General features: G+C 44.5%; 14 protein-coding genes. 12 read left to right on the top strand and 2 right to left on the bottom strand.

The window, feature by feature from the left end:
* Nucleotides 1-681 precede the first annotated feature (681 nt).
* Genes glgB through SLH55_RS17840 form a run of 5 tightly spaced genes read left to right on the top strand, consistent with a single transcriptional unit; the run spans nucleotide 682 to nucleotide 8614 of the window.
* Complete coding sequence (glgB, locus tag SLH55_RS17860) at nucleotides 682-2532, top strand: 1,4-alpha-glucan branching enzyme (RefSeq protein ID WP_257475219.1); 1851 nt, start codon at nucleotides 682-684, stop codon at nucleotides 2530-2532.
* A gap of 16 nt (nucleotides 2533-2548) precedes the next feature.
* A complete protein-coding gene (locus SLH55_RS17855) occupies nucleotides 2549-3706 on the top strand; it encodes a glucose-1-phosphate adenylyltransferase (protein ID WP_257475218.1) in 1158 nt (385 codons plus the stop codon).
* A gap of 42 nt (nucleotides 3707-3748) precedes the next feature.
* Nucleotides 3749-4777 carry a sugar phosphate nucleotidyltransferase gene (locus SLH55_RS17850; RefSeq protein WP_320324154.1) on the top strand — a complete coding sequence of 343 codons (1029 nt, stop codon included), beginning with the start codon at nucleotides 3749-3751 and terminating at the stop codon, nucleotides 4775-4777.
* Complete coding sequence (gene glgA, locus SLH55_RS17845) at nucleotides 4774-6219, top strand: glycogen synthase GlgA (protein ID WP_219170583.1); 1446 nt, start codon at nucleotides 4774-4776, stop codon at nucleotides 6217-6219. The genes SLH55_RS17850 and glgA overlap by 4 nt, the downstream gene beginning before the upstream one ends.
* Nucleotides 6209-8614, top strand: a complete 2406-nt coding sequence (locus tag SLH55_RS17840; RefSeq protein WP_219170581.1) for a glycogen/starch/alpha-glucan phosphorylase — start codon at nucleotides 6209-6211, stop codon at nucleotides 8612-8614. The genes glgA and SLH55_RS17840 overlap by 11 nt, the downstream gene beginning before the upstream one ends.
* Nucleotides 8615-8651: 37 nt before the next feature.
* Here SLH55_RS17840 and SLH55_RS17835 read toward each other — a convergent pair whose 3' ends face one another.
* Together SLH55_RS17835 and SLH55_RS17830 are read right to left on the bottom strand one after the other, a co-directional pair.
* The gene (locus tag SLH55_RS17835) at nucleotides 8652-9413 is read right to left on the bottom strand and encodes a TraR/DksA C4-type zinc finger protein (RefSeq protein ID WP_320324153.1); all 762 of its coding nucleotides are present in this window, start codon (nucleotides 9411-9413) and stop codon (nucleotides 8652-8654) included.
* A 288-nt stretch (nucleotides 9414-9701) separates the two neighbouring features.
* Nucleotides 9702-10625, bottom strand: coding sequence for a 1,4-dihydroxy-2-naphthoate polyprenyltransferase (locus tag SLH55_RS17830; RefSeq protein ID WP_219170577.1), 924 nt, complete (start codon nucleotides 10623-10625; stop codon nucleotides 9702-9704).
* Between the two features lie 303 nt (nucleotides 10626-10928).
* On the opposite strand from SLH55_RS17830, the gene SLH55_RS17825 reads away from it, so the two are divergent.
* From SLH55_RS17825 to SLH55_RS17795, 7 genes are all read left to right on the top strand, one after another.
* Nucleotides 10929-12335, top strand: a complete 1407-nt coding sequence (locus SLH55_RS17825; protein WP_257475217.1) for an isochorismate synthase MenF — start codon at nucleotides 10929-10931, stop codon at nucleotides 12333-12335.
* Nucleotides 12328-14082, top strand: a complete 1755-nt coding sequence (gene menD, locus SLH55_RS17820; RefSeq protein WP_219170575.1) for a 2-succinyl-5-enolpyruvyl-6-hydroxy-3-cyclohexene-1-carboxylic-acid synthase — start codon at nucleotides 12328-12330, stop codon at nucleotides 14080-14082. Before SLH55_RS17825 ends, menD begins: the two co-directional genes overlap by 8 nt.
* Nucleotides 14063-14872, top strand: a complete 810-nt coding sequence (gene menH / locus SLH55_RS17815) for a 2-succinyl-6-hydroxy-2,4-cyclohexadiene-1-carboxylate synthase (RefSeq protein WP_219170573.1) — start codon at nucleotides 14063-14065, stop codon at nucleotides 14870-14872. The genes menD and menH overlap by 20 nt, the downstream gene beginning before the upstream one ends.
* Nucleotides 14873-14887: 15 nt before the next feature.
* A complete protein-coding gene (menB, locus tag SLH55_RS17810) occupies nucleotides 14888-15706 on the top strand; it encodes a 1,4-dihydroxy-2-naphthoyl-CoA synthase (protein ID WP_044340358.1) in 819 nt (272 codons plus the stop codon).
* Nucleotides 15707-15878: 172 nt separating this feature from the next.
* Nucleotides 15879-17369, top strand: a complete 1491-nt coding sequence (locus SLH55_RS17805) for an o-succinylbenzoate--CoA ligase (RefSeq protein ID WP_320324152.1) — start codon at nucleotides 15879-15881, stop codon at nucleotides 17367-17369.
* Nucleotides 17359-18468 carry an o-succinylbenzoate synthase gene (menC, locus tag SLH55_RS17800; protein WP_219170569.1) on the top strand — a complete coding sequence of 370 codons (1110 nt, stop codon included), beginning with the start codon at nucleotides 17359-17361 and terminating at the stop codon, nucleotides 18466-18468. The genes SLH55_RS17805 and menC overlap by 11 nt, the downstream gene beginning before the upstream one ends.
* Nucleotides 18469-18524: 56 nt before the next feature.
* On the top strand, nucleotides 18525-18896 hold the full coding sequence (locus SLH55_RS17795; protein ID WP_320324151.1) for a VOC family protein: 372 nt from the start codon (nucleotides 18525-18527) through the stop codon (nucleotides 18894-18896).
* Nucleotides 18897-18960: the final 64 nt, after the last annotated feature.

The following is an 18960-nucleotide window of genomic DNA, read 5'->3' as shown; positions in this document are numbered from 1 at the left end:
GTCAAGCGGTTAAGACACCGCCCTTTCACGGCGGTAACACGGGTTCGAATCCCGTATGGGTCATTATGAAAAGACTATCATTGTTGATAGTCTTTTTTTTGTATTAAATTAAATAGTCTATTTGAAGAGATATCTTTGAATATGGAGCGAGAACGGGATCATCATGGCAGGTTTTATATTGATAAGTCTTTTCCTTAGGGATGACTGTGTTATCGCTTTCTCTACTTTATTATTGACCTTGAGCAGTTTATTATGGACTTACCCCATTTTATTATCAACTTCTGTACTTTTCTCTTCATTTTCATTTTCCATTCATAAGAACAGATTAAAAGAAATCCAAAATCAGATATCCATCTTTAACACCTCCATTCGACATCACCATCCCCTTTCGCAGCCAGCCATGAACCATACAAAATCCCGTAATCCTTCTGTATTTTTTGCAAAATTCATTAACTATTATTAAAAAAAATTCGACAAATTCCGCTATGAATTCTTCATGATTCCCCTATGTTTTTACAATGTAAACCTTATCATTTTGAATAAATTCCCAAATAAGCTATTTATTCATCTATGGATGTAGTAAATTGTCGTAATTGAGCGACGATTATAAGGAGGATTTTAGTGTTCTTGTTAGAAAATAGTTAAGTAGATTGAAAAAATGTAGGTGAGATGATGAACGCAATGACCATAACAGATTATGATGTTTTTTTGTTTCATGAGGGTAATTTACAGCAGGCCTATCAGTTTATGGGTTCCCATGTTAGAAGGGATTCGACAGGGACCTATACAGAATTTTGCGTTTGGGCACCGAAAGCAAGGCATGTTTCATTGGTGGGATCCTTTAATCAGTGGAACGGGAGTGGGTATGACCTGAAAAGAAGAAATAGGGAAGGTTTGTGGACGATTCGTGTGGATAAGGATTTATCGAACGAAACGTATAAGTATGAAATCACCACACCATCAGGTTCAAAGAAACTGAAGGCGGATCCTTATGGATTTGCCTCTGAACAGCGCCCTCATACGGCAAGCATCGTGTATGAGCTGGATGGCTTTTCCTGGGAAGATGAGAAGTGGATTGAGGATCGTTCAGCTAACACGATCTACGACAAGCCTATGTCGATTTATGAAGTGCATTTGGGCACATGGAAGAAGAAATCGGGAAAGTTCCTTTCTTACAAGGAATTGGCGGAACAGTTGATCCCTCATGTGAAAGAGCAGGGTTTCACTCATATAGAACTGCTGCCAGTCACGGAGCATCCTTTTGACCGGTCCTGGGGATATCAGGGGACGGGGTATTATTCACCGACCAGCAGGTATGGCTCGCCACATGAGTTGATGGCATTTGTGAATGAATGTCATTTACACAATATCGGCGTCATTTTGGATTGGGTCCCTGGACATTTTTGTAAGGATTCACATGGATTATATGAGTTTGATGGTTCGTTTGCCTATGAATATAGTCAGGAAAGGGATCGCGAGAATTATACGTGGGGAACGGCGAATTTTGATTTAGGGAAAGGTGAAGTGAGAAGCTTCCTTATTTCCAATGCCCGTTTCTGGATGGATAAGTATCATATCGATGGCTTCCGGATCGATGCAGTGGCAAATATCATTTATTGGGCAAATCAGGGACAGATGGCTCCCAATGAAGGTGCCATACAGTTCTTGAGAAACTTGAATAAGGCTGTGTTTGAATACGATTCTTCAATTTTGATGATTGCAGAGGATTCTACGGACTGGCCACAGGTGACATCTCCTGTTCATTATGGGGGTCTTGGATTTAATTATAAGTGGAATATGGGATGGATGAATGACGTCCTTAAATATATGGAAACCGATACGACTGAACGAAGGCATGTACATTCGCTCATAACATTTTCTTTGTTATATGCCTATTCAGAGAACTATGTACTTCCTTTTTCACATGATGAGGTGGTACATGGGAAGAAGTCACTATTGAACAAAATGCCGGGGGATTACTGGCAGAAATTCGCACAATATCGTTTGCTCCTGAGCTATATGATGGCTCATCCGGGGAAAAAGCTTCTGTTCATGGGAAGTGAGCTTGCCCCGTTTTCAGAGTGGAAAGATCTTGAGGAATTAGATTGGCATTTACTGGATTACGAATATCATCACAAATTCAATTCATATTTTAAAGAGCTCATGCATTTATATAAAGGTGCTGAACCATTATTCCAGATGGATCATCGTTCAGAGGGCTTCGAGTGGGTGGATGTGAATAATGCTGAACAGCAGATTTTTTCCTTTATCCGTTATGGGATTGAAAAAGAGGAGCATCTGGTGGTGATCTGCAATTTCAGTCCACATGTGTATCACCGGTATAAGGTGGGAGTAAATAAGGTTTCTTCTTATGAAGAGATTTGGAATAGTGATGATGAGCGATTTGGTGGTTCACACCAGGTCAACCCCGAGCCGCTTACCGTACACAATGAAATGTACCATGGAAGAGAAGGATATGTGGAAATGACGATTCCACCGTATGCAGCCGTTTATTTAAAACCAATCGATTGAAAGGGGAGAGAAAGTGATGGCAAAAGGTAGATGTGTGGCCATGTTATTAGCAGGTGGAAAGGGGAGCAGATTAAGTTCATTGACGAAAAGTCTGGCGAAACCCGCCGTACCATTTGGAGGGAAATACCGTATCATTGATTTTACACTGAGCAACTGTACGAATTCAGGTATCGATACGGTAGGGGTCCTTACCCAATATCAGCCACTTGTATTGAATTCTTATATTGGAATTGGGAGTGCGTGGGATCTTGACCGTAAAAACGGTGGTGTGACCGTGCTGCCACCATATGCTGAATCCTCTGAAATGCGCTGGTATACAGGGACGGCAAGTGCCATCTATCAAAATATGAATTATCTCGAGCAATATGATCCTGAGTACGTTCTGATCCTGTCTGGTGATCATATTTACAAGATGGACTATAGTAAAATGCTTGATTATCATATCGAGAAAAAAGCAGACGTATCGATCTCAGTCATTGAAGTGGGATGGGACGAAGCGAGCCGTTTCGGGCTGATGAATACGAACGAAGAGATGAGAGTCACAGAGTTTGAAGAAAAGCCGCCTTTCCCTAAGAGTAATCTTGCTTCGATGGGTATCTATATTTTCAACTATTCCGTGCTGAAGGATTATCTCGAGATGGATGAACGCAATCCTGATTCCAGCCATGACTTTGGAAAGGATGTCATCCCGCTCCTGCTTGATGAGAAGAAGAAATTGATGGCATACCCATTCGAGGGCTATTGGAAGGATGTCGGTACGGTCAAGAGTTTGTGGGAAGCGAATATGGATCTGATCGACGAGAAAAATGAATTGAACCTGTTTGATCATGATTGGAGGGTGTATTCCGTTAATCCGAACGAGCCGCCTCAATATATTGCAGGTGATGCCCTTGTAGAAGGATCACTTGTGAATGAGGGATGCACGATTGAAGGAACGATTCAGAAGTCAGTACTCTTCCAGGGCACGACAGTGAAAAAAGGGGCGCACGTCAACCGATCAGTCATTATGCCGGATGCAGTCATTGGAGAGAACGCGTATATCGAGCAAGCGATCGTGCCTTCGGATGTGAAAGTACCGAGCGGGCTGTGCATCATGCCGGAAGAGGGATCCGATGAAGTCATCCTCGTGACGGAATCATTCATTGAAACACTGCTGGAACAAGAAAGAGTGTAAGATTCAAGACCAACATTACAACATTAGAGGAGGAGAAGTGTTTTGAAAAATACAATGCTTGGTGTTATTGATGCTACGAGTTACTATGATTCGTTGGAGGATTTATTGTTGCATCGCTCATTAGCCGCACTTCCGATTGCAGGTAGATACCGTCTGATTGATTTTGTCCTTTCCAATATGGTGAATTCAGATATCGGTTCCGTTGCCATTTTTCCGAAGTTTCAATACAGATCCCTGATGGATCATCTGGGATCGGGAAAGAACTGGGATCTGAACCGGAAACGGGACGGCTTGTTTTTCTTTCCTGCACCGGGACTGGAAGCGAATGAGGAAGGGGTGGGTTCCTTTAACCACTTTGCCCATCATATGGACTATTTAAAACGCAGTACACAGGAATATGCACTGATCAGCAATTGCTTTACGTTATGTAATATCGATTATCAACCCGTACTCGAACGTCATATCCGTATAGGTTGTGATATCACGGAAATGAGACACAATGGGAACTCTCTAGACATGTACTTAGTCAAAACGACTATGCTCATAGATTTGATCGCTAAGCGCCGTGAAACGGGCTACACCTGCATGCAGGATGTCGTAGAGGACATGGACAGCGGTTTTAAGATATGCGGTTATGAACATGATGGATTTGTTCAGAAGATTGATTCCATTGAAGAATACTATGATGCCAGCATGAAGCTGATGAATCTATCATACTGGAAAGAGCTGTTCAAGAAGGAAATGCCTATCTATACGAAGGTGAAGGATGAACCGCCGACACGCTACACGTCATTGGCAAGCGTGAAGAATAGTATCATCGCCAATGGATGTTACATTGAGGGCCAAGTGAATAATTCTACGATGTTCAGAGCCGTGAAGGTTGGAAAAAACACGAAGATATCAGGCAGCATCATTATGCAGAAGAGCCAAATTGGAGATAACTGTGTACTAGAGAATGTGATCTTAGATAAAGATGTGCGAGTAGAGGATGGCGTCAAGCTTATCGGAGATCCAAACAATCCAATTGTCATTCGCAAAGGGATGATTCAAGGAGCGCTGATGAATTCGTGAAAGTGTTATTTGTCGTATCGGAGTGTGTCCCATTCATTAAATCCGGAGGCCTGGCTGACGTGGCAGGTGCTCTGCCTAAGGAGTTAAGAAGCTTAGGAACCGATGTCAGGGTGATCCTGCCCAAATACGGCGGGATCCCTCATGAGTTCCATTCTAAAATGAAGCGGAAGAAAGAATTTTTCGTATCAGTCGGGTGGCGCAATCAATATTGTGGCATTGAAGAGTACACAGAAAATGGCGTAACGTATTATTTTGTCGACAATGAATATTATTTTAACAGGGACCGGCTGTATGGATACTTTGATGACGGGGAGCGCTTTGCTTATTTTACCAGGGCTGTACTGGAAAGCATCGCTGTCCTTGATTACTTCCCTGATGTGATTCACTGTCATGATTGGCACACAGGAATGGTTCCGTTCTTACTTCGAAGCGAGTATCAGGAGAGACCGGGTTATGCATTTATCCGCAGTGTGTTCACCATTCACAATCTGCAATTTCAAGGGATTTACCCTAAACAGGTGATGACGGATTTATTAGGTATACCCGATAAGTATTTTCATCATGAATATCTAGAGTTTTATGGAAATATCAATTTCATGAAAGCCGCTCTCATTTCTTCGGATTTTGTCACAACGGTGAGTCCGACATATAAAGAGGAAATCCTTACGCCTTACTATGGGGAAAAGCTACATAATATCCTGGGTCAACGATACAACCAACTATTGGGCATCGTCAATGGGATCGATGATGAAGTGTACAACCCTGATGAGGGAGAGTTTCCATACTTCAGCGGCAATCTTCATGGGAAGAAGCAGGCGAAGCGTCATCTGCAAAAAAGTCTGGGGCTGGAGGAGAACGAAGGGATTCCTCTTGTGTCCATCATCTCAAGGCTTACAAACCAGAAGGGGCTCGAACTTGTCAGGGGCGTCTTTCATGAAATGATGCAGGAAAATGTTCAATTCGTACTGTTGGGAACGGGTGATTGGGAATTTGAGCAATTCTTCAGGGAGATGGAATGGACGTACCCCGATAAAGTGAGGGTTCAGATCGGCTTTAATGAGGAGCTGGCCAAGGAGATCTATTCCGCCAGTGATTTGTTCCTGATGCCTTCCAAGTTTGAACCTTGTGGCCTCGGGCAACTGATTGCGATGAGATATGGTGCCCTGCCGCTTGTCCGTGAAACCGGTGGATTAAATGATACGGTTCAATCCTACAATGAAGAAACGAAGACTGGCAACGGCTTCTCATTCAGGAACTTTAATGCTCACGACATGCTCTATACCTATAGAAGGGCCCTGACCTATTTCTACGAAGATCCGGAAACATGGAATCATATTGTACGAACCGCAATGAATAAAGATTATAGTTGGGCTCAATCGGCCTTTAAATATAATCAACTATATGCTGACCTGGTATCAAGGAGTGAAAGTCATGTTTTCTGATCCGATAGAATTTAAAGAGATGTTTCTAAAGAAGCTTGAGATGATGTATGGAAAGACATTTCCTGAGTCGACCAGTCAGGATCAGTTCTTCACATTGGGTCACCTGGTCCGGGAATATATCTCGATGAACTGGATCCATACGAACGAGCAGTACCGTTTCAATAAACAAAAGCAGGTATATTATTTATCCATTGAATTCCTTCTCGGGCGCCTGCTTCGCCAGAATCTGATGAATTTAGGGATTTACGATATCGTGGAAAAAGGACTCCAGGATCTTGGTATCGACCTTGCCGATATGGAAGATGTCGAGCACGATGCCGGTCTTGGGAACGGTGGTCTTGGCCGCTTGGCCGCCTGTTTCCTGGATTCACTGGCTTCCCTGAATTTACCCGGGCACGGATATGGAATCCGATACAAGCATGGGTTATTCGAACAAAAGATCGTAAACGGCTTTCAGATGGAGCTTCCTGAACAATGGCTGCGTCACGGTCACGTATGGGAGGTCCGAAAGTCGGACCTGACAGTGGAGGTGCCTTTCTGGGGGAAAGTGGAGTCGTATACGGAAAAGGACGTCTTACGGTTTCGCCATGTCGATGCAGAAGTGGTAGCCGCTGTCCCTTATGATATGCCAGTTGTGGGGTATGAAACGTCCACTGTTAATACACTTCGTCTGTGGAGTGCCGAGCCTGCTGCTTATAAAGCAGGTAAGGATATGATGAAATATAAACGTGATACGGAAGCCATTACTGAATTTCTTTATCCTGACGATACCCATGAAGAAGGTAAGATTCTGCGCCTGAAGCAGCAGTATTTCCTGGTATCCGCAAGCATCCGCTCGATTCTGGACTCCTATTTATATCGGAACGGGGACCTGAAGGAGCTGCATGAACATATATCCATTCATATCAACGATACCCACCCGGTTCTTGCCATACCGGAACTGATGAGAGTGCTTCTGGATGAATATTCATTTGATTGGGAAGAAGCCTGGGAAATCACGACGAACACATTTGCTTACACGAATCACACAACTCTATCAGAAGCTTTGGAAAGATGGCCGATCCGGATATTCCAGCCGCTCCTTCCCCGCATCCATATGATTGTCAATGAAATCAATGAGCGGTTCTGCAGGGAATTATGGAAAGAGTATCCTGGTGAATGGAAAAGAATAGAGGATATGGCGATCATCTCTCATGATGAAGTCAAAATGGCTCATCTGGCGATCGTAGGAAGCTTCAGTGTGAATGGGGTCGCAAAGATCCACACGGAAATTTTGAAGCAAAGGGAAATGAACTTATTCTATCAATATTATCCGGATAAATTTAATAGCAAAACGAATGGAATTACTCATAGAAGGTGGCTCCTGAATAGTAATCCATCCTTGGCGAACCTGATTACATCATCGATCGGGGATGAGTGGATTAAAGATCCTTCGAAGCTTGTGAAGCTGAAGGAGTATCATCACGATACAGCTTTCCTGAAGGACTTGTATGATGTAAAGCAGGAGAATAAATTGAAGCTTGCCGAACGGATCTTTGAAAGCAATGGGATCGTAGTGGATCCTTCTTCTATCTTTGACATCCAGGTGAAGCGGCTTCATGCCTATAAACGTCAACTGATGAATGTGTTGCACATTCTCCATTTGTATAATCGCTGTGTCGAGGACCCGGCGTTTGATTTCCATCCTCGGACGTTCATCTTCGGGGCAAAGGCGTCACCGGGTTACTTTTATGCTAAGAAAATCATAAAATTGATCCACTCTGTTGCTGATCTCGTCAATGATCATCCACTGGTGAAAGGGCGCATCAAAGTTGTATTCCTTGAAAATTACCGCGTGTCCCTGGCGGAAGAAATCATTCCGGCGGCTGACTTGTCCGAGCAGATTTCAACGGCCAGTAAAGAAGCGTCCGGTACAGGGAATATGAAGTTCATGATGAACGGCGCACTGACCCTTGGAACCCTGGATGGAGCCAATATCGAGATCCTGGAACAAGTCGGGAATGATAACATCTTCATATTCGGCTTGACCGCGGAGGAAGTAATGAAATACCAGCATCATGGCGGCTATTATGCCATGGAGTACTTCCACTATGATACAAGGATCAAAAAGGTGTTGAACCAATTGATCGATGATACCCTGCCGGATGCAGGTGATCATTTCGAAACCATTTATGATTCGTTATTGACGGAGAACGATCAATTCTTTGTCCTCCGGGATTTCGATTCCTACGTAAGGGTTCATGAGCAGGCCGGAAAGGCTTACGAAAACAAAGAACATTGGTCCCGGATGTGTCTTCAGAATATTGCCAATTCCGGCTACTTCTCGAGTGACCGTACCATTGAGCAATACGCGAAGGATATTTGGGGCATTGCACAGGGAAGTTTGACCAAATAAAAAAACCGTCTGGGAAAGTGATCCCAGGCGGTTTTTTCTATTTCTTCTTATCGGAGATGTAGCTGTCCCCGTCTTTATAGGGGATGTCCCCTATTGTTGATTCGATATCATTCTCATCTAGCATATCTTCATACTCTTCATGGGTCTTCGATGGATAGGCTTTACGGTTCGATCCTTCCATATCAGTGCCGACGAATGACTCGAAATCCTCGGTGAAGCCTTCTGACGTATCCTCATCCTGATACAGGTCGGAATAATCCTCGTGATCGCCTTCAAAGTCGGATGGGGTTTCGGATGTACCGAACCTGCCGACTTCCTGGAAGCTGTCCTGATCATCACGTACATTTCCGTCTGTTTCATGTCTGAATTCATTATCTACAGGAGGCTGCAGTACTTCTTCCTCCACAGGTCGATCCTGAGGGGTCGACTGCTTCGGTGTATGGTCCCGGCAATAAAGGGTCGTCGGGATGACTTCCAGACGCTCATATGGGATCTCCTTCCCGCATTCCTTACACTGACCATACGTACCGTTTTCCATTGCGTGAAGAGCCTGTTGAATCTTATCAAGCTCTAGCTTTGAATGGTCATCAATGGCGAAGTCCTTTTCCCGCTCGTATAATTCGGTTCCCATATCGGCCGGGTGATTATCGTAAAGGGAAAGTTCTCCTGAGTTATCACGTTCGTTTGTATGGTGAAGATTATCTAAATCCTGATGTAAATGTTCTTTTAACTGCTTTTCCTGTTGAACCAATTCTTGTTTGAGTGTCTGTTTTTGGCTGTCTGTTAGCAATTTCTTCACATCCTTTGTTATGTTCGCAAAAAATTTATCCTAACCATACTTTATCCGAAAGTGGGGATGTTAAAACATAAAAGGTTTATTTCGTAAATATGGCGCTGACCAACTAGTGAGTGCTGGTTGATTTCCGCTTCAATCAACAGTAGCTTTTAATTTTTAAATAATACCTAAAGTTTTAACTACCTTTTTTATGTATGTAATTTTAAAGATCATCCGATTTATTGTGAGTTATATCATCTCAAAACAAAAAAAGAGTCGACCCGTAAATGAAAGGGTCGACTCTTTGTCTTTCTATAGTATATAAGCAAGTAATAATCCAATGGATATGAGGAATCCAAAGATGGTATTGGTCTGGGCAGTGGCTTTCATGGCAGGCATCATTTCGATCGGTTGTGATTTGCCGATGAATCCTGTTGTGGCCTTGACCGCTTTCGGGATACTCAGAAAGGCTACGAACAGCCAAGGTGAAGAGATACCCGTGACGACCAACCCGATGATCCAGGCGTAGGATACGACAAACATTCCGCCTAAAAGGATGATGGCACCCTTCTTACCCAATAGGATGGCTATGGTTTTGCGGCCGTTTTCTTTATCGCCGTCCAGATCCCGGATGTTGTTGGCCAGTAGGATTGAGCCTACTAAAATGGAAACCGGAATGGAAATGAGGATGCTGTCATCGTTGATGTAGCCGGTCTGAATGTAAAAGGAAATCAGGATGATCACAAATCCCATGAAAAATCCTGCTACGATTTCACCGAACGGAGTGTATGCAATTGGCATTGGTCCGCCAGTATAAAAGTACCCGGCTGCCATGCAAACTAAGCCTATCAGTGCCAGCCACCATGTACTGCTGAGGCAAATATAAATCCCTAATAGCAGGGAGATGCCGTACAGTGAAAAGGCAAGGTTGATGACCGTTGATGGTTTGACGCCGTTACGGACGATCGCTCCGCCGATTCCGATAGAGTGTTCTGTATCAAGACCTCTTTTAAAATCATAATATTCGTTGAACATATTTGTAGCAGCCTGGATGAGCAGGCAGGCAACCAGCATTGCCAAAAATAGCATAATGTTAACGTCTGTAAATTGCAGCGCAAGTACCGTACCAAGCAATACAGGCACAAATGCAGCTGTAAGAGTGTGTGGCCTTGTGAGCTGCCACCAGATTCTCCACCCTTTATCTGATTCCAACACGTTGGATGCTTGTTGTTCCATCAATCTCTCTCCCTTACACAATAAGGAATTTTCAGATAACATTACAATTCCTTTACAGATTAAAGTGTAGGTAAAGGGAGGGGGACTGTCAATCATTTTTTACAAATCAGTGAAGGTGCTATTTTCCAGTAAATGAGGACTTTTACAACGCTTTTGGTTTCTCAAAAGGCGAAAAAGGGTTTATTATATATAATAAGGATAAATATTGTAAACATGGCTCGAACTTCGTTGACACACCATAAAGACAGGTGTATCTTATAGTAAGTTTGACTATTGTACGTGATTTTGTTTGGGGGAATTCAATTGGTTACCATCCATAAAACCAATATTGAAAAAGCATATGATTCAGCCAAAATGAAGGCTAAACAAATAGATCGTCCCGTTCTTCTGAGCATAGTGGAGGAAGTCGATGCAGTAGATCCTCTTTCCTTTTACTATGGAGGCAGTTCTTTTATTGGAGAGCGCTTTTTATGGAAGGACCGTGATCACACCATCACGCTTGTAGGACTCGGAGCGGCCCATATCGTTTCCACGGATGAGATGGAAGAGCGCTTTTTTACAATTGAGAATGAGTGGAAGCGCTTAATTGGAGAGTCCGTAGTCGTGACAGAGGACAAGTGGCCAGGAACAGGGCCATTACTATTCGGTGGTTTTAGCTTCGACCCGTTAAACGCCAGGGGAGACGAGTGGAGTCATTTCTCTGAAGGTTCGTTTCAGCTCCCGATGTTCATGTTGACCAAGCCGGGGAAAACGAATTATTTGACGATGAACGTCATCTGTCATCCGGAAGAAGATGAAAGTATATTCCATGAACGCATCCGCATAAAGGAAAGCCTTCTTGCTAACGCCCGGAAGACCATTATTCCTGAGATTGCCCATTGGCTCCGTAACCGTGATGTGAAGCCTGAAGAATGGAAGGACTCTGTTCAGAGTGTCGTGAATCGGTTACAGCAGGGGGAAATGGATAAGGTCGTTCTTGCAAGAAAATGTGAAATTTCCTTTGAAAAGCACGTGTCATCTGATTTTGTATTGGATAATCTTTGGAAGCAGCAGCCCGATAGCTTTGTGTTCAGCTTTGAAAGGGAAGAAAGCTGCTTCATCGGAGCAACTCCAGAACGACTTGTAAAAAAAACGGGAGAAGAAATCCTGTCTACCTGTTTAGCGGGATCGATTGCCCGTGGGGATACCCTTGAAAGGGATGAAAAACTGGGGGAAGAGCTCCTGGGGGATGAAAAGAACCGTTATGAGCATCAGCTTGTCGTGGACAGCATCCAGGATGCCTTGAACCCTTTTTGTAACGAGCTGTCGATCCCGACTTCCCCGCAGCTTATGAAGTTGAAGGACATCCAGCACTTATACACTCCCGTTATTGGACAGGCATCTGAGAATACATCGATTCTAAATCTTGTGGAAAAATTACACCCGACTCCTGCACTCGGCGGGGTACCAAGAGATAAGGCATTGCACGTGATCAGGCAGGAAGAACAAATGGATCGTGGACTATACGCAGGTCCTATCGGCTGGATGGATGCCTACGGGAATGGGGAGTACGCCGTCGCCCTCCGTTCCGGCCTCCTGCAAAGGGATAAAGCATACTTATATGCAGGCTGCGGAATCGTAGCCGATTCACAGCCTGAAAGTGAGTTTAAAGAAACACAAATGAAATTTCGACCAATGCTCCGTGCATTAGGGGGAACCGTACATGATTGATGAACATCAGGAGAAATTAACTCATTATTTAGCGGCCTTCATTGAAGAATTGGTTGGAAATGGAGTAGACGAAGTCGTCATCAGTCCCGGCTCTCGTTCTACTCCTTTGGCATTGTTATTTGCCCATCATCCAGGAGTCAAAACGTATACAAACGTGGATGAACGTTCAGCAGCATTCTTTGGATTGGGTATTTCCAAGGCAAAAAAGAAACCCGTAGCCATCTTGTGCAGTTCAGGGACTGCAGGAGCAAATTACTACCCTGCTGTCATTGAGGCACGCTACGGAAAGGTGCCGCTCATTGTCTTGACGGCCGATCGTCCTCATGAGCTGAGAGAAGTAGGTGCGCCTCAAGCGATCAATCAAATTGATTTATATGGAAAGCACGTGAAATGGTCCGTTGATATGGCATTGCCGGAAAGCATCCCTTCCATGGTGCAATATGCACGATCATCTGCCGCCAGGGGCGTGTCCATCTCTACGGGGTATCCACAAGGGCCGGTTCATTACAATTTTCCATTCAGGGAACCCCTTATCCCAAATCTACAGCAGGTGGAATTCACACCGTACCAATCGGGAAAGACCGTCATTCAGGGGGATCGTCAATTGCCTTCAGGATATCAGCATGACCTTCTGGACCAATTAAAGAAATCAAATCGGGGCATCGTTGTGTGTGGACCCGGAATAGGTGAAGAGGCGGTGCAGTCCATTATCGCATTTTCCGAGGGATATGGCCTGCCGATTCTGGCAGACCCGTTATCCTTTGTGAGGAATGGTAGCCACTCCAAGGAAAATATCATGGATTGCTACGACACATTCATCAGGATCGATGAGCTTAAAGAATCTTTACAGCCTGACCTTGTCATCCGGTTCGGTGCTATGCCGGTATCGAAAGCACTGATGTTGTTCCTGAAAAGCATGCCGGATATTCCGACATGGGTTGTGAGTAATGGAGAAGAATGGCAGGACCCGACTGCACGGGGAACCCACTACATCCAATGTGAGGAGAACCTTTTCTGTCAGGCCTTCATTGGGAAAAACGATAAGCCTGATAGGGAATGGCTCGAGTATTGGGTGGGTGTCAATGACAAGACAAAAGACTTGCTCGACGATGGTCATGAATCCTGGGATGAAGGAAAGGCTGTCCATCATCTGATCAGGCATCTGCCTGACGGGGCAACCCTGTTTTCAAGTAATAGCATGCCCATCAGGGATTTGGATACCTTTTTATTTACCGATGACCGTTCGATTCGGATTTTTGCCAATCGAGGAGCGAATGGAATAGACGGAGTGGTATCCACGGCCCTTGGCATGAGTACAGGGTCACAGTCCATGTATCTCCTGATTGGGGATCTTGCCTTTTTCCATGATTTAAACGGACTATTGACCGCCAGGAAATATCAATTGGATATGACCATCATCGTCATGAATAATAATGGTGGAGGCATCTTTTCATACCTGCCGCAAGCATCTGATCAGACACACTTTGAAGACCTGTTCGGTACCCCGATGGACCTGGATTTTGCTCATGCAGCAAGGCTGTACGGAGCGGGTTATTCCAAGGTATCGGAGGAGGAGGAATTTATCCCTGCCCTTTTGGAAGCCGATCAATACAAAGGGATAAGCATCATTGAAGTGATGACCAATCGAGAGGAAAATGTAGCAAATCATCGTAAATTGTGGAATTTTGTTTCCCGGGAAATGACGCGGAAAATAAAGGGTGGATATCGTGATTCTTCAAGTGAATGATATTCGGTATTTTGTAGAAGTTAAAGGGGAAGGGCAGCCTCTGGTTTTCCTCCATGGCTTCACGGGTGACACGACAACATGGTCGTCTGTCACTGATTCATTATCCGAATCCTACCAGTGCATCAGCATTGATTTGATTGGCCATGGACGCACGGATTCCCCTGAAGATGACAGCAGGTATACGATGGATCGCGTTTCCGAGGATATTTGCTGTATTCTTGATGAGCTTGACGTTGGGCCTGCCGTACTGATCGGTTATTCCATGGGTGGACGTACTGCTCTGCACTTTAGTCTGAACTATCCTGAAAAGGTGAAGGCGTTGATACTTGAAAGCTCTTCACCTGGTTTGAAGGCGGTTGAAGCAAGAGCGGAGCGAAAGAAGAAGGATGAGGTGCTTGCCGATAGAATTGAAAAAGGTGGAATCGAAGCCTTTGTCGATTTTTGGCAGGAGATCCCCTTATTTGCCTCTCAGAAAAGACTTTCGGATAAAGAGCGCTCGGAAATCCGGAAGCAGCGTCTGAGTCAATCTGTCACAGGCTTGTCCAATAGCTTGAGAGGGATGGGGACAGGCGCACAGGACTCTTTATGGGAAGAGCTTGAAGAGCTCTCTGTACCTGTCCACGTACTTGTCGGTGAGCTCGATCAAAAGTTCGTAGGGATTGCAGAAAACATGAAAAAGATCAATCCAATGTTCAATATTGTGACATTTTCCAACACTGGTCATGCAATTCATGTGGAAGAACCGCGAAAGTTTGGTACAATAATAGAGGATCTACTGTTAACTACATAAAGGAGGAACAACTAAATGGCTTTTGAATGGGTTTCAGAAAGAAACTACGAAGATATTTTGTACGAAACTTACAATGGGATCGCTAAGATTACGATCAATCGACCAGAAGTACGTAACGCATTCCGTCCTAAAACGGTTATGGAATTAATCGATGCATTTGCTTATGCACGCGACGATTCCAAAGTCGGTGTCATCGTTTTAACAGGTGCGGGTGAAAAAGCATTCTGTTCAGGTGGAGACCAACGTGTCCGCGGGCACGGCGGATATGTCGGGGAAGATGAAATTCCTCGCTTGAACGTATTGGACCTTCAGCGTCTGATCCGTGTGATTCCGAAACCTGTCATCGCAATGGTAGCAGGTTACGCGATCGGTGGAGGGCACGTCCTTCATGTCGTTTGTGATATTACGATTGCTGCTGATAATGCGATCTTCGGACAAACAGGTCCTAAAGTAGGAAGCTTTGACGCAGGATACGGTGCAGGATACCTTGCACGCATCGTCGGTCACAAGAAAGCGAAAGAAATCTGGTACCTGTGCCGTCAGTACAACGCACAGGAAGCGCTTGAAATGGGCCTTGTCAATACAGTGGTTCCATACGAGCAGCTTGAAGCAGAAACGGTTCAGTGGGCTTCAGAAATGCTTGAAAAGAGTCCGACTGCCCTTCGTTTCCTAAAAGCTTCATTCAACGCAGATACAGATGGACTGGCAGGACTGCAGCAACTTGCAGGTGACGCTACCCTTCTATACTACACGACGGAAGAAGCGAAAGAAGGCCGTGACGCATTCAAAGAAAAGCGTAAGCCGGACTTCGGACAATTCCCTCGTTTCCCTTGATTTGAGGCGGCCTGATGAATCTGATATGGATTCATCGGGCTTTTTTTTAGATGATGGTTTAGCGGGAAGTGGCACGAGTTTCAAAAAAGTGCCGCAACAAACAACCAACCATACATGAAAAAATAACAAATTCATTCAATTGAACCAACAAGAAAGGAATGGACTAGACAGGATGACAACACAGCAATTGCCCAACTGGCTGAAACAAAGAGCATTTTTAACCCCTGACCGGATGGCGTTAAGTAATGGTGATGTTGAATACACATTCAAAGAATTATGGATGAAAGCCATTTCCATTGCCGAACAGCTGCAAACGATCGTTCAATCATCATCGCATCCGTTTGTGGGTCTCATGATTAAGAATAAAGTGGAATCTGTGTTGCTTGTTCACGCCATCCAACAGCTTGGTTTCACGACTGTCTTATTGAACAATAAATTAAGTGAAAATGAATTGTCTTTCCAAATCAGAGATATGGCGTTATCAACGGTTCTGTATGATGATGAGTTTGAGGGAAAGCTTTCTTTTTTAGGAGATGACGTTGACGGGATTTCCTTCTCTCGCTTATTCAATACATCACCCACACGTTTTGAGGTGAAGGATCATTTTCATTTAGACCAAGCATGCTCGGTCATGTACACGTCGGGCACGACGGGAGCTCCTAAAGGGGTTTTACAATCGTACGGAAATCACTGGTGGAGTGCCATTGGTTCTTCGTTGAATCTCGGTATAAATGAAAATGATACATGGCTTTGTTCCGTGCCCCTTTTTCATATCAGCGGATATTCAATCCTGATGAGAAGCGTCATATATGGGATGAATGTACGCCTGTTTGAAAGCTTTGATGTGGAAGGAATCAATCGGGAATTGATATCGGGAGATGTTACGATTATGTCTGTTGTCAGTAATATGCTCACGCGTCTGATGAAAGACTTGGACGACAGGACCTATCACCCGAATTTCCGCTGTATGCTGCTCGGCGGCGGACCCGCGCCACTTCCATTACTGAAGGAGTGTAAAGAAAAAGGTGTACCCGTCTTTCAAACGTATGGGATGACGGAAACGGCTTCTCAGATCGTGACGTTATCACCTGAATACAGTTTTTCAAAGCTGGGGTCTGCCGGAAAGCCACTCTTTCCTTCTGAATTAATGATCCTGGGCAAGAATGGGAAAGCCCATGAGAATCAAGAAGGGGAGATCCTTGTGAAAGGACCGAATGTGACCAGCGGTTATTACCGGAGAGAGGAAGCGAACGCTAAAAGCTTTGATTCCGGCTGGTTTCATACGGGGGATATCGGGTACGTGGATGAAGAAGGATTCTTATTTGTATTGGACCGGCGATCAGATTTGATAATTTCAGGTGGGGAAAATGTGTACCCTGCAGAAATAGAAAGTGTACTGTTAGGCTGTAAAGGCGTGGAGGATGCAGGAGTGACAGGAATCACAAGTGACGAATGGGGGCAGATTCCCTGTGCCTTTATTGTGAGAAAGAATCATCTTCCAAAAGAAGAAATCTTAGAGCACTGTAAAAAGAATCTTGCGTCTTATAAATGTCCGAAAAAAATCATCTTTATGGATGAACTGCCACGGAATGCTTCAAATAAACTGCTGAGAAGAGTGCTCAGAGATCAGTGGGAAAAAGGAATGGTTACAGATGAAGATTAGGTCCATCACCCTGAATGTCATTTCAATGCCTTTAAAGAAACCGTTTGTGACCCATCTCCAAACCGTTGATGAACGGGAAGGGATCATTGTCGAAGTCGAGGATGATGAAGGACTGCGGGGACTTGGGGAAGGTGTCGCCTTTTCTACTCCATGGTATACAGAAGAAACAGTGAAAACATCCTACCATATCCTAAAGGATGTGTTGATTCCCCTTGTAAACAGCAAATCGTTCCATCATCCTGAAGAGATCGGGAAGCGGTTCGAAGCCGTTCGAGGAAATGCCATGGCAAAGGCCGCACTTGAAATGGCAATATGGGATCTTTATGCCAGGCGGCAACAAATGCCTCTGTGGAATTTGATAGGCGGTGTACGAGAAGAAATCCTGGCGGGAGCTGTTGTCGGTGCCGACAACGCTCAAATGATGGTCAAGCAGACGGAAGAGCTGGTGGAAGAAGGGTATCAACGAATAAAGCTGAAGATCTCACCATTGGCAGATGTAGAGATTGTCAAAGAATTGCGAAGGCATTTTCCAGCACTTTCCCTCTTAGCCGATGCCAATTCTGCGTATTCTCTCGAAGACAAAGCGCAACTCCAGGCATTGGACGAATATGATTTGGAGATGATTGAGCAGCCTCTGGGAATAGACGATCTGGTCGAACACTCTTTATTGCAAAAGGAGATCACCACCCCCATCTGCCTTGATGAAAGCATCATTACCCCTCACAATATGAAGAGTGCGATTCATTTAGGAAGCTGTGGAGTGGTCAACATCAAGCTTGGCAGAGTAGGTGGATATTCGAGTGCCCTCGAAATTTACCGGCTGTGCCAGGAGCATCATATTAAGGTATGGTGCGGTGGGATGATCGAATTTGGAGTTTCTCGTGCCCATAATCTGGCTCTGGCCACATTGAAAGGCTTCTCCATTCCCGGTGATATTTCATCTTCCTCGAAGTATTGGGAGGAGGATATTATCACTTCCCCGATCGTGGTGGAAAATGGTGTGGTGAAAAGGTTGGATGGTGCGGGAATCGGCGTGGAATTAAATCGAAAGCGTTTGAATTCAGTGACTTTGAGGAAGGAGACATTTTCGTCTGATTGATTGTTTTCCCAATCCTGTCCATATATACTTAAAGAAAAAGTCTTAGAGGAGGAACTATGAAACTAGGTGCATTTTCTGTAAGTTTAAGCGTAAAGGATATTACTGTATCTAAATCCTTTTATGAGAAACTTGGCTTTGAAGTCATGGGTGGAGATCTCAGTCAGAATTGGTTAATAATGAAAAATGAAAGTTGCATCATCGGGTTATTTCAGGGTATGTTCGAAAACAACATCCTGACCTATAATCCGGGCTGGAACCAGAATGCAGAAGAGCTCGATTCCTTTACGGATGTGCGGGATTTACAGAAGCAGCTGAAAGAAAAAGGGATTGCCATGCTGTCTGAAGCGGATGAATCGAGCGAGGGACCAGCCAGCTTTACGATTAAAGACCCAGACGGCAATATGATTCTTGTTGATCAGCACAGGTAAGAAGCTGCTGATCACAGAATCTGGGTTTAAGAGGGGTCGCACTTTTGTTTGGGGTGGGAGACCA

It is taken from the genome of Rossellomorea sp. YZS02 (assembly GCF_033963925.1).
Lineage (GTDB): Bacteria > Bacillota > Bacilli > Bacillales > Bacillaceae_B > Rossellomorea.
This window is presented reverse-complemented; position numbering and strand designations above follow the sequence as displayed.

Bases quoted from the DNA above. Each gene is read 5' to 3' on its own strand.
- SLH55_RS17795 (WP_320324151.1), top strand. From the start codon at position 18,525: ATGAAACTAGGTGCATTTTCTGTAAGTTTAAGCGTAAAGGATATTACT.
- menC (WP_219170569.1), top strand. From the start codon at position 17,359: ATGAAGATTAGGTCCATCACCCTGAATGTCATTTCAATGCCTTTAAAG.
- SLH55_RS17855 (WP_257475218.1), top strand. From the start codon at position 2,549: ATGGCAAAAGGTAGATGTGTGGCCATGTTATTAGCAGGTGGAAAGGGG.
- SLH55_RS17805 (WP_320324152.1), top strand. From the start codon at position 15,879: ATGACAACACAGCAATTGCCCAACTGGCTGAAACAAAGAGCATTTTTA.
- SLH55_RS17840 (WP_219170581.1), top strand. From the start codon at position 6,209: ATGTTTTCTGATCCGATAGAATTTAAAGAGATGTTTCTAAAGAAGCTT.
- SLH55_RS17830 (WP_219170577.1), bottom strand. From the start codon at position 10,625: ATGGAACAACAAGCATCCAACGTGTTGGAATCAGATAAAGGGTGGAGA.
- menB (WP_044340358.1), top strand. From the start codon at position 14,888: ATGGCTTTTGAATGGGTTTCAGAAAGAAACTACGAAGATATTTTGTAC.
- menD (WP_219170575.1), top strand. From the start codon at position 12,328: ATGATTGATGAACATCAGGAGAAATTAACTCATTATTTAGCGGCCTTC.
- glgB (WP_257475219.1), top strand. From the start codon at position 682: ATGACCATAACAGATTATGATGTTTTTTTGTTTCATGAGGGTAATTTA.